The organism is Deltaproteobacteria bacterium, assembly GCA_009929795.1.
Classification (GTDB): Bacteria; Desulfobacterota; Desulfovibrionia; order Desulfovibrionales; family Desulfomicrobiaceae; genus RZZR01.
Genome location: RZZR01000379.1, coordinates 1 through 1,239, shown reverse-complemented (window position 1 = coordinate 1,239; position 1,239 = coordinate 1). Strand labels below are relative to the sequence as shown.

Annotated in this window: 1 protein-coding gene; it reads right to left on the bottom strand. The window is 60.2% G+C overall.

Translation table 11 applies throughout. The features are described 5' to 3' along the window. Positions 1–945, bottom strand: a 945-nt coding sequence (locus EOM25_15145; GenBank protein ID NCC26515.1) for a DUF4131 domain-containing protein, incomplete at its 3' end; no start/stop codon positions are given. Positions 946–1,239 lie beyond the last annotated feature (294 nt).

The window sequence follows — 1,239 nt, the reverse complement described above, 5'->3', positions numbered from 1 at the left end:
CCCGGACCGGACCAGAGTCACGGAAAAATCCCCCAGCCACATGTAGAGCAGAACCAGGGGCGCCGCCATGATCACAGCCAGCTTGGGCCGGGGAATGAGGAGATAAATTCCGGAGCGGATCCAGCCCAGACCCAGGGCCAGCCAGAACCCAAATGAGGCCACCAGTCCCAGGTGCAGTCCGGATAGGGCCAGGGTGTGGGCCAGAGATGCCCGCTGGAAACGGTCCAGAAGCTCAAGGCCGATGCCGGACCGATCCCCGTAGAGCAGGGCCGCCAGCAAACCTCGGCCCGTTGAGGAAAGAGGCTCGACAACGCTCCGCACCCGGAGCCTCAGCCGATCCAGGGGCCCGTCGGGAACGGGGCCGAGACGCACGAAATCCCGGTCTTTCTTGGCTACAAACCCTCGCCAGTGCACACCGTTCCTGCCCCAATGGTCCTCGATCCGAAAGACACCCGGATTGGCCATGCCCCGAACCGGCCGGATGCGAAAAGCGGCTTCCAGAATCTGACCGGGCAGGGGAACAGACCCCTGTCCCTCCAGGGTCAGGACAAGACGCCCCGGCAAGCTCTGCCACGACCCTCCGGCCGAAAATCGGATTTCATCGCCCACAACTCGATATCGTCCGCCCGGCACGCCCACCGCGTCCGTAACCATGATGCGCACCGGCACACGGACCGCCGGGGGATTCGTGTCCAGGGCCGACCGAGGCGACTCCTGCCGGGCATTGGCCAGGACCAACCCCAGGGCGAAGATCATAGGGAGAACCAGCAAGCGCCTTCCGGCCGTGCCGTACGCCAGTTCGATGACCGCGGCCCCGGCCAAGGCCACGACCGCCGGAACAATGTGCTCCAGGGCCAGACACCCCAGGGCGCCGGCCAGGGCCATGATCTCCCAAAAGGCCAGGCCGGTCGGACCCCATTGTCTCCAAATTCCCGCTTCGCGCATTGTCCTCTCGAACTCCACGTGCGACTATCGCAATCTGAAGGATAACAAAGAAATCATGGAACTATCCGCAATGACATCCACACAAGGACTCCTGATATTCTCGGGTCGAAATGAGAAATCGACAAATGGCAAAACAGAAATCGCCGGTGTTCGTTTTCAAACAAAATGATATTTCCATGGTCGCAAAGCCCAAAGCGGCCTCTTCAAAACAAGAAACCAAAAAAGGACAAATTGAAATACGGTCCCTACAGGATCGAATTCCAAACATGTTGGCCTCTCCATCTGTGTATTTTC